13 protein-coding genes are annotated in these 7,172 nt (G+C 67.4%); 6 read left to right on the forward strand and 7 right to left on the reverse strand.

From position 1 onward, the window contains the following. Nucleotides 1–225: 225 nt before the first annotated feature. From ACFW2G_RS13825 to ACFW2G_RS13840, 4 genes are all read right to left on the reverse strand, one after another. Nucleotides 226–573 (reverse strand): hypothetical protein, encoded by a 348-nt coding sequence (locus ACFW2G_RS13825; protein ID WP_384456327.1) that lies wholly within the window; start codon nucleotides 571–573, stop codon nucleotides 226–228. Continuing rightward, entirely contained in the window at nucleotides 570–1,277 is a 708-nt protein-coding gene (locus ACFW2G_RS13830; protein ID WP_384456355.1) for a GntR family transcriptional regulator, read from the reverse strand. The genes ACFW2G_RS13825 and ACFW2G_RS13830 overlap by 4 nt, the downstream gene beginning before the upstream one ends. Further along, nucleotides 1,234–1,497 carry a hypothetical protein gene (locus ACFW2G_RS13835; protein WP_384456325.1) on the reverse strand — a complete coding sequence of 88 codons (264 nt, stop codon included), beginning with the start codon at nucleotides 1,495–1,497 and terminating at the stop codon, nucleotides 1,234–1,236. Before ACFW2G_RS13835 ends, ACFW2G_RS13830 begins: the two co-directional genes overlap by 44 nt. A 271-nt stretch (nucleotides 1,498–1,768) precedes the next feature. Then, nucleotides 1,769–2,047 carry a hypothetical protein gene (locus tag ACFW2G_RS13840; RefSeq protein WP_384456322.1) on the reverse strand — a complete coding sequence of 93 codons (279 nt, stop codon included), beginning with the start codon at nucleotides 2,045–2,047 and terminating at the stop codon, nucleotides 1,769–1,771. Nucleotides 2,048–2,126: 79 nt separating this feature from the next. Between ACFW2G_RS13840 and ACFW2G_RS13845 the strand changes: the two genes are divergently transcribed. Further along, nucleotides 2,127–2,885, forward strand: a complete 759-nt coding sequence (locus tag ACFW2G_RS13845; protein WP_384456320.1) for a GntR family transcriptional regulator — start codon at nucleotides 2,127–2,129, stop codon at nucleotides 2,883–2,885. Nucleotides 2,886–2,891: 6 nt separating this feature from the next. Here ACFW2G_RS13845 and ACFW2G_RS13850 read toward each other — a convergent pair whose 3' ends face one another. Next, nucleotides 2,892–3,359 (reverse strand): DUF4240 domain-containing protein, encoded by a 468-nt coding sequence (locus ACFW2G_RS13850; RefSeq protein WP_384456352.1) that lies wholly within the window; start codon nucleotides 3,357–3,359, stop codon nucleotides 2,892–2,894. A gap of 90 nt (nucleotides 3,360–3,449) precedes the next feature. On the opposite strand from ACFW2G_RS13850, the gene ACFW2G_RS13855 reads away from it, so the two are divergent. Beyond that, nucleotides 3,450–3,857 (forward strand): hypothetical protein, encoded by a 408-nt coding sequence (locus ACFW2G_RS13855; RefSeq protein WP_384456317.1) that lies wholly within the window; start codon nucleotides 3,450–3,452, stop codon nucleotides 3,855–3,857. Between the two features lie 92 nt (nucleotides 3,858–3,949). Continuing rightward, the gene (locus ACFW2G_RS13860) at nucleotides 3,950–4,240 is read left to right on the forward strand and encodes a hypothetical protein (RefSeq protein WP_384456314.1); all 291 of its coding nucleotides are present in this window, start codon (nucleotides 3,950–3,952) and stop codon (nucleotides 4,238–4,240) included. Nucleotides 4,241–4,482: 242 nt separating this feature from the next. On the opposite strand, the gene ACFW2G_RS13865 is transcribed toward ACFW2G_RS13860, so the two are convergent. Beyond that, complete coding sequence (locus ACFW2G_RS13865; RefSeq protein WP_384456311.1) at nucleotides 4,483–5,631, reverse strand: tyrosine-type recombinase/integrase; 1,149 nt, start codon at nucleotides 5,629–5,631, stop codon at nucleotides 4,483–4,485. Further along, complete coding sequence (locus tag ACFW2G_RS13870) at nucleotides 5,631–5,816, reverse strand: helix-turn-helix domain-containing protein (protein ID WP_384456348.1); 186 nt, start codon at nucleotides 5,814–5,816, stop codon at nucleotides 5,631–5,633. The genes ACFW2G_RS13865 and ACFW2G_RS13870 overlap by 1 nt, the downstream gene beginning before the upstream one ends. Before the next feature lie 165 nt (nucleotides 5,817–5,981). Between ACFW2G_RS13870 and ACFW2G_RS13875 the strand changes: the two genes are divergently transcribed. The 3 genes from ACFW2G_RS13875 (at nucleotide 5,982) to ACFW2G_RS13885 (ending at nucleotide 7,134) form a co-directional block, all read left to right on the forward strand. Then, a complete protein-coding gene (locus ACFW2G_RS13875) occupies nucleotides 5,982–6,308 on the forward strand; it encodes a transposase (protein ID WP_384456308.1) in 327 nt (108 codons plus the stop codon). A 149-nt stretch (nucleotides 6,309–6,457) separates the two neighbouring features. Then, on the forward strand, nucleotides 6,458–6,595 hold the full coding sequence (locus ACFW2G_RS13880) for an IS3 family transposase (protein WP_384456345.1): 138 nt from the start codon (nucleotides 6,458–6,460) through the stop codon (nucleotides 6,593–6,595). Then, complete coding sequence (locus ACFW2G_RS13885) at nucleotides 6,559–7,134, forward strand: IS3 family transposase (protein ID WP_384456343.1); 576 nt, start codon at nucleotides 6,559–6,561, stop codon at nucleotides 7,132–7,134. The genes ACFW2G_RS13880 and ACFW2G_RS13885 overlap by 37 nt, the downstream gene beginning before the upstream one ends. Nucleotides 7,135–7,172: the final 38 nt, after the last annotated feature.

The following is a 7,172-nucleotide window of genomic DNA, read 5'->3' on the forward strand; positions in this document are numbered from 1 at the left end:
TGGTGGTCGTGCTGGTGTACTCGTTCCTCCGCTAGCGGTGCTCCGACGCAGCGCATCCACGGTGCCCCTGCAAGCTGCGGCCTATTCGTGGACCTACGGAACGGCGCGCGCCTCTCCTAAACTCCTGACCTGGTGAAACATGTGGGACGCACGGGGCCTCCGGAGCCGTGTGCACGAAGCCCCGGGCTTTGGCCCGGGGCTTCGTGTCGTTGTGGCGCGTGGCTGTTAGCCGAAGGCGCCTGCCGACAGGTGGGGGACCTCGTTGCTGTCTCTGTGGTCGGAGGTGCCCAGCGTCGGGAGGCGGTGGCCGCGGCTTGCGGCTACGCGGAGTGCGTCTCGCAGAGCGCCGGTGAGGTCTGACGCCACGAGACGGAGTTCTTCCGGGGCCGTCGACTCGTCGGCGAGTACCTCTTGGGCGTGCTCCAAGAGCTGCACTGCGACTTCGAGTTGGGTGGCTTCGGCGCGGTCGGCCAGGCGGGACAAGGGGCCGTTGGTGCCGTCGGTGCTCAGGAAGCAGGGCTTGCCGTCGGGTCCCGACCATGGGAGGAGTCGGAGCTCGTTGTGAGGCGTCATCCTTCGGCCCTTCTGCCTTCGGGCGTGTGGTGGGTGGTGAAGGTGGCTTCCGCGCGGTCGCCGGGGAGGGCCAGGAGCGCGGCCTCGACGACGCGGCCGGCGCTGTCGGTCGCTACGCGGGTGATCGCCAGAACGGCGAGGGTCGGGCTGATTCGGAGGGTTGCCGCTTCCAACGGGGTGGGGAGGCGAGCGCAGAGTCTCTCCTCGACCTCGGCCAATGGCGTCGCCACGGTTGTGGGCCAGGTCGACTCGTCGGGTATGACAGTCGGCGCCAGATCGCGAGGGATGTAGACGTGGGACAGGCTGTGGGGCGAGGTTCCGTCGTGACTCAGGCACTGGAATTCGGTGAGGGGACTCCCAGCCGGTACCCGCAGCAAGACGGAAAGGTGGCCGCGCGCCCGGATTTTGGCGGTCCGGACGCTGATCTGCAAGCCCGGAGTCGGCAGTGTTGGGCCGCCGCCGAGGTACGTGATCCTGCGAAGAGGGGGGCGGACGAAGTTGCCCTTGCCGTGGACCTTTTCGACGAGGCCTTCGGCCTGGAGGAGCGCGAGGGCGCTCCGTAGGGTCGGCGTGCTGACCGTGTAGCGGGCGGCGAGCTGGGCTTCGGAGGGAAGGCGGTCGCCGGCCTTGATGTGGCCGGTCGAGATCTGGGCCCTGAGGTCATCGGCGATGACGTGACGGCGAGAGGCCACGGCGCTGATCACCAACTCTCTGCATCCTCAGGGCGATGAGCCGGGTTCGGGAATGCATGGTCAGCAGTTCGCCCGACTCGAAGAGGAGGCGCTTTGCACCGCCCGGAAGTTGGATGAGGTCGGCCACGCGGCACGGCTGGCCGCCGATCTGGATGACATCGCCCCGCTGGACGTTGGCCGAGGTGATCTCGACGTTGGAGGCCAGCGCGCCGACCGGCGTCCAGCTCCTCATGAGGTTGCCTCCTTCGACGCTTCCCGGTCGGTCGCCGGGTGGCAGGGGCAGTCGCACGCCTCGTAGATCACGGGGACGCCGACTGGTGCCAAGGACGGCGAGGACTGCGCGCACTCGTGGTGCGTGCCGATCCGACACGAGCTCGATCGGTAGGGGACGGCTTTCGCATGCATCAGTTGACCTCCGGCGGCATGAAGCACGGCGGTCCTAAGGGGCGCACTCTGGTGCGCCCAACTGCGCGGCGGATACGGTTCAACACGCTGATCAGCTCCTATCGCTGATGGCCAGGTCCCCGGACATCGCGCGTCGCGGGGACCGTTCTGTGTACGGCTGCCCATAAGGTCCGGCCGTTCAAGCTGCTGGCCTGGAGTCCGAATCGATCGGCCTCCGCCACCACTTCCAAGGCCTCCCGCCATGTCTCGGCGGGAAGCGATTCCGGCACCTCCGCTTCGATCCACATGTGACGGGCGTGCTCCTCCACGCGCGTGGTGAGTCCGAGGGCGGACAGCCGGGCGGCGATGTCCTCCGCGCTTACTGCCGAAGCGGGCACAGGAGAGCCTCCGTCGCCAAGGGATCACGTTGCGTGAAGCTAGTTAACTAGATTAGGGCTAGTGGACTAGATTTTCCATATGCCTGAGCAGCAGCCGCCGTATCTCCGCATCGCTGACGAACTCCGGCGGAGGATCGCGGAGCACGAGTGGGAGCCCGGAGACCGGCTCCCCTCGCGTGCCCAGATCGGCCAAGAGTGCGGCGTCGGCGAGAACGTCGTCCGCCGGGCGCAGGAGCTGCTGATCTCCCAAGGGGTCCTGGAGGGGCGGGCGGGATCCGGAACGTACGTCGCGGAGCCTCGTCAGCGTGTGCGCGTGGTCCGCTCGTCAGCGCGCGAGCAGGGCGGTGGTTCGCCGTTCCGGGCCGACATGAAGGCCTTGGGTAGGCAGGGGGACTGGGAGAGCCGGACCGAGGCCAAGGTTCCGGCGCCGGCGGAGATCGCCGCACGGCTCGGCATCGCCGAGGGCGACCTGTGTGTCCGCACGGTGTACGAGTTCCTCGCCGACGGACGGCCCGTGCAGTTGTCCACGAGCTGGGAGCCGTACGACCTCACCGGCGGAACTCTCGTCGTCCTTCCCGAGGGCGGGCCACACGCCGGGGCTGGCGTCGTGAACCGGATGGCCGAGATCGGCATCACGGTCAGCCATGCCGTCGAGCAGCCCGAACCGCGTCAGGCCACCGCCGAGGAAGCCTCACTCCTCGGGATCCAGAAGGCCGCGCTCGTCACGCACATCCGGCGCACCTACTACAGCGACCAGGGGCGACCCGTGGAAACGGCGGACATCGTCGTGCCCGCCACCCTGTGCGAGATCGTCTACGAGATCCCCATCGCACGGTAGTCCGGTTCAGCCCTGTAGGTAGGGCCATCCGTCCTGGTTGGAGTAGCTCTCAAAGCAGTACCGGGTCAAGCGGTCCCACTCCTTGCCAGTGGCCAGTTCGTACGCCTTGTCCGGTACGGATAGCAGCCATTCACCGTCGTACTCGGTGGAGGTGTACGGGGCGAACTTGTCGACGTCGAAGAAGACGCTCTCCCACACGGTTTGGCCTGCGGCTACGACGGCGCAGCGTGTGTACAGGAAGACGTCGGACGATTGCGGGAACGGGCTGCCGTCTCGATCTGTCAGGTCGACCACGGGGAGGGTTCCGAACTTCTCCTGGTCCAGGCGGTAGAGGGCCTCGGCGTGACGTTCGGCGAAGCCGATGATGTCGGGGATGGGGCGGCGGCTCAGCTCCTCGGCAAGGCGCTGGCAGCTCCCTTGGGTTGCTTCGCCGTCCAGGGTGGCTATCAGTGCCCAGAAGTCGGCCCATGTCATTCTCACGAGCGCAGGATGTCAGGGCGGTCTGACATCAACGAGAGCGCACAACCCAACTGGGTTGTCAGTGCTTCGGCGTACCTTCTCGCCATGGCGAACAGACCCCCTGAGAACTGGCGTGCCTGGATGGCGGAGGTGGCCCGCGATGTCGAGGCCGGGATTTTGGGACCCGAGTGTTCCGGCGCGGCGGCGATGTACCCCGAGTCCTTGTTGATGGCGACGGATTCGGTGCTGGAAGCCTTCGAGGCGGAGGTGAGTGGGCTCCTGGAGCCCTCCGACGATGAGGTCTTTGGAGCGGTCGAGAGGGTTGTACTCGCGCTCAATGCTGTGGACGGCGACACGAGCCATGGTGGCGCCGGCTACTGCACCGAAGAGCGGGAGCAGCTGTGCGAGTACATCGACCGCACCTTGGGCGAGCATGGTGTGGACGTGGCTGCTCTGGCAACGAGGAGGGGCATCAATCGTGCCGAGATCACGGACGCCTGGCGCGCCTGGTGACCACCGGTTCCCGAGCTTCCGCCAGTGTCTGTGTACGAGGGCCAAGCCCCCTGTCTCCGGTGCCTTGCCTGTGCAGGGGCATCATGAGTTCCATGACTTCCGGAAGCGGCTCAGCGCCGATCGAGAGCACTCACGTCACGGCTGCCGTTGAGGGCACGGGGCTCCGCTTCTCCTGGGATGCCGATGCCCGGATCGAGGTGCGGAATCTCGGGAGCGAGGTCGTCATCGAGGCGAATGCCGCGGGGCTCAGGACGCTTGCCGGGCATCTTCTGGTGCTGGCAGGCGAAGGAGTTCCCGATGGAGCCCATCTGCACCTCGAAGACAGCAACGGGTTGGAAGACGGGTCCGTCGGACTGGTCCTGGAGCGCAGCGACGAGGAGTGACTGGCCACTCGCAGCCGCCGCCGGAGCTGACATCCAAAACTGACATCAACGACGGCGGATGACGGTGGTCGTACGCGGTTTGCCGTGGCGGAGGTGACCAGCGATCCGCCCCTGGTGAGAGCGCCCCGCACGAGCTTACAAAGCAGATGTCGGCGGTTCGAAACCGTCCGCGCCCACCAGTCAAAAGGCCTCCAACCGATCTTGGTTGGGGGGCCTTTGACGGCTAAAAGTGACGGCAACGCCTATTCGGCGGGCCGCCGCCGGCGCAGCAGCCGGTCCATGTGTCCCATGGCCTCCCGCCTGCCGCTGTCGGCCACGTGGGTGTAGATGTTCATCGTGACGGCGATCTGCGAGTGACCGAGGATCTCCATCACCACCCGAGGTGCCACCCCGGCCGCGAACAGCAGCGTGGCGCACCCGTGCCGCGCGTCGTGCAGCCGGATCCGCGGCAGGCCGGCGGCCTGACCGATCCGCTCGAAGGACCGGCTGATGTTGCGCGGCTCGATCGGCCGGCCGGTGCGGGTCGTGAACACGTAGTCGCTCTCCTCCCACTCCTGTTCCTTGGCCGCGGCCTGCAAGGCGACCTGCCGCATCCGCTGCCAGCGCAGGGGCGCCACGCACATCCGGGGGAGGGGAATGACTCGGCTCCGCCTATTCTTGGTGGAGTCCGCGTACAGCTCCTTCTGCACGCGCTGAATCTGATTCCGCACGGTCAGGGTCCGGCGGTCGAAGTCGATGTCGGACCAGCGCAGCCCGAGGATCTCGCCCCGGCGCAGCCCCAGGGCGACCGCCAGCACGAAGGCCGCGTACAGCGGGTCGCGCCGACTGGCCTCCAAGAATGTGAGCGTCTCTTCGAGGTCCCACGGCTTCAACTCACGCTGGACGATGCGTGGCGCCGGCACGAGCATCACCACGTTGCGGCTGATCAGCTCCTCACGGTTCGCAGCGGTGAGCGCGCTGCGCAGCACGCGGTGCGACTCCTTCGCCGTCGCAGCGGAGGCCTGCGCGGTGACGGCAGCCAGCATCCGCCGCACGTCCCGCACGCCGAGGGTCTCCAGACGCTTGGAGCCCAGATGCGGGATGAGGTACAGACGGACGTGGGTCTCGTACTTGGCGTACGTCGTCTTCTTGCGGTCCTGCTTGACGAACGTCTCCAGCCAGAAGGGCAGCCACTCGGAGAGCTTGGCCGAGCGGGTGGGCGTCGGGATGCCCTGGCGGTCGCGGAGCACCAGCTCTTGACGCTTGGCGTCGCACTCCGCCCATGTCTTGCCGTACACGGTCTTCCGGCTGCGAGTGCCGTCGGGCTGGGGGACGTAGACGCGCGCCTCGTAACGCCCGTCGCTGCGCTGCCAGATGCTGCCGGCGCCGTTCGGATTCCTCTTGCGTGCCATCAGGCGGCTTCCTCCAACTTGGCTTCCAGGTAGGCGCGAACGCTGTCCGCGGGGATCCGACGCGAGCGGCCCTCGGTGAAGCTGGGGAGGGCGCGAGAGCGGATCAGGTTGTAGACGGTGAAGCGGCTGAGCCGCAGGGCGGCCATGACCTCGGCGACAGTCAGGGCCTGGTGGGTAGTGGGCAGGGGGAACTCACAGCGGTCTTCTGGGCGGTGTTCAGTGCGTGTGTGTCCGAGGCTGGGATTTCTGCGTCACCTGCGTCATTCGCGGCCCTGAACTGCTGTTTTGGGTGACGAGTTGCACCTCCCCTCCTACTGTGGAGACCGTGACCGGAGGGATAGTTGGGGGTCATGGCATCCAGGAAGCGCATCTACGACGCCGAGTTCCGTGAGGGGGCGGTGCGGATCGTGGCGGAGACCGGGAAGCCGGTTCCGGAGGTCGCCGAGGATCTGGGCGTCCATCCCGGGACGCTGCACAGCTGGGTGTCGCGGGCGCGGCGCAACGGGTCGCCGTCGTCGGACCGGCTGGTGGCCGAGCCGTCTTCTTCTGGTGGCCGGCTGCGGGAGAGTGAGCGGGCGGATCTGGAGCGGTTGCGGACCCGAGGCAGGGAGAAGGGCAAACGCATTCGCGAGCTGGAGAGCGTGATGTGTGCAAGCGATTCGTGGCCTTGTGGGTGAAGTAGCTGAGGCGGACCCGGCCGTGGCGGTCGGGGTGATCAGCAGCTGCACGGCCGAGGAGGGCATACCGCATCGCGTCGCCTGCCGGGCTCTGGGTGTCGGAGTCGTGGTACTGCAAGTGGCGCGACCGGCCGCCGACCGAGGGGGAGATGCGCCGGCAGCACCTGGCGGAAGAGATCGAGGAGATCTTCCATCGGTCCGGGGGCACCTATGGCTCACCGAAGGTGTCCATCGAGCTGGTGCGCCGGGGCTGGCGGGCCGGAAGGTCAGGCGCCGCCGGTCGCTGACCAGGCCGGGCAGGCGCCCGGCCGCCCCGGACTTCGTCCGCCGTGATTTCAGTGCCGAGGAACCGGACCTCGTCTGGGCAGGCGACATGACCGAGATCGACACCGGCGAGGGCAAGCTGTGCCTGGCAACGGTGATCGATCTGTTCTCCCGTCGGCTGCTCGGCTACGCGATGGGCGCCCGGCATGACGCCGAGCTGGTGGTGGCTTCGCTCAACATGGCCGCGGCCACCCGGGGCGGCGACGTCCGCGGCGTGATCATGTACACCGACAGGGGCAGCGAATACTGCTCCCGGAAGTTCAAGCGGGCCTGCCGCAAGCTGGGCATCGTGCAGCCCATGGGCCGAGTCGGCTCGTGCTTTGACAACGCCGTGAGCGAGGCGTTCACCAGCGTGCTGAAGGTCGAGTACGTCCACCGGCACACCTTCCGCACCCGCAGCGAGGCCCGCATCAAGATCGCCACCTGGATCACTAGGGCCTGTTGTGAAAGTGCTGGTCACAGCCATTCGTTGATGGCTGCGACCAGCACGGTCGCTTCGTAGCGGACGGCGAGTTTGTCGTACCTGGTGGCGACGGCACG

The sequence above is a fragment of the Streptomyces sp. NPDC058880 genome, from assembly GCF_042742535.1.
Taxonomy (GTDB): domain Bacteria; phylum Actinomycetota; class Actinomycetes; order Streptomycetales; family Streptomycetaceae; genus Streptomyces.

Coding starts and splice junctions, on each gene's coding strand:
- ACFW2G_RS13825 (WP_384456327.1), bottom strand. CDS start 573: ATGACGCCTCACAACGAGCTCCGACTCCTCCCATGGTCGGGACCCGAC.
- ACFW2G_RS13835 (WP_384456325.1), bottom strand. CDS start 1,497: ATGAGGAGCTGGACGCCGGTCGGCGCGCTGGCCTCCAACGTCGAGATC.
- ACFW2G_RS13845 (WP_384456320.1), top strand. CDS start 2,127: ATGCCTGAGCAGCAGCCGCCGTATCTCCGCATCGCTGACGAACTCCGG.
- ACFW2G_RS13850 (WP_384456352.1), bottom strand. CDS start 3,359: ATGACATGGGCCGACTTCTGGGCACTGATAGCCACCCTGGACGGCGAA.
- ACFW2G_RS13855 (WP_384456317.1), top strand. CDS start 3,450: ATGGCGAACAGACCCCCTGAGAACTGGCGTGCCTGGATGGCGGAGGTG.
- ACFW2G_RS13860 (WP_384456314.1), top strand. CDS start 3,950: ATGACTTCCGGAAGCGGCTCAGCGCCGATCGAGAGCACTCACGTCACG.
- ACFW2G_RS13865 (WP_384456311.1), bottom strand. CDS start 5,631: ATGGCACGCAAGAGGAATCCGAACGGCGCCGGCAGCATCTGGCAGCGC.
- ACFW2G_RS13875 (WP_384456308.1), top strand. CDS start 5,982: ATGGCATCCAGGAAGCGCATCTACGACGCCGAGTTCCGTGAGGGGGCG.
- ACFW2G_RS13880 (WP_384456345.1), top strand. CDS start 6,458: ATGCGCCGGCAGCACCTGGCGGAAGAGATCGAGGAGATCTTCCATCGG.